1 protein-coding gene is annotated in these 927 nt (G+C 63.3%); it reads left to right on the top strand.

Going from position 1 to position 927, the window contains the following annotated elements:
• The coding region (gene tuf, locus CDN99_RS27955; RefSeq protein WP_088388948.1) for an elongation factor Tu at positions 1-927 on the top strand (927 nt) is incomplete at its 5' end.

Here is a 927-nt window from a genome sequence, read left to right as displayed (position 1 = left end):
GTGAAGAACATGATCACGGGCGCGGCGCAGATGGACGGCGCGATCCTGGTGTGCTCGGCCGCTGACGGCCCGATGCCGCAGACCCGCGAGCACATCCTGCTGGCGCGTCAGGTGGGTGTGAAGTACATCATCGTGTTCCTGAACAAGTGCGACATGGTGGACGACGCCGAGCTGCTGGAGCTGGTGGAGATGGAAGTCCGCGAGCTGCTGAGCAAGTACGACTTCCCCGGCGACGACACGCCGATCATCAAGGGTTCGGCCAAGCTGGCGCTGGAAGGCGACAAGGGCGAGCTGGGCGAAGGCGCGATCATGTCGCTGGCCGATGCGCTGGACAGCTACATCCCCCAGCCGGAGCGTGCCATTGACGGCACCTTCCTGCTGCCGGTGGAAGACGTGTTCTCGATCTCGGGCCGCGGCACCGTGGTGACGGGTCGCGTGGAGCGCGGCATCATCAAGGTCGGTGAGGAAATCGAGATCGTGGGTATCACCGACGTTCAGAAGACCACCGTGACCGGCGTGGAAATGTTCCGCAAGCTGCTGGACCAGGGTCAAGCGGGCGACAACGTGGGCATCCTGCTGCGCGGCACCAAGCGTGAAGACGTGCAGCGTGGCCAGGTGCTGGCCAAGCCCGGTTCGATCAAGCCGCACACGCACTTCACGGCTGAGATCTACGTGCTGAGCAAGGATGAGGGCGGCCGTCACACGCCGTTCTTCAACAACTACCGTCCGCAGTTCTACTTCCGTACCACGGACGTGACGGGCGCGGTGGAACTGCCCAAGGACAAGGAAATGGTCATGCCTGGCGACAACGTCAGCATCACCGTGAAGCTGATCGCTCCGATCGCCATGGAAGAAGGTCTGCGCTTCGCCATCCGTGAAGGCGGTCGCACCGTCGGCTCGGGCGTCGTGGCAACGATCATCGAGTAA

Source organism: Roseateles aquatilis (assembly GCF_002205645.1).
In the GTDB taxonomy this organism is placed as follows: Bacteria; Pseudomonadota; Gammaproteobacteria; order Burkholderiales; family Burkholderiaceae_C; genus Roseateles; species Roseateles aquatilis.
The sequence above is the reverse complement of the archived record's forward strand: the minus strand, read 5'-3'. Positions and strand labels throughout refer to the sequence as shown.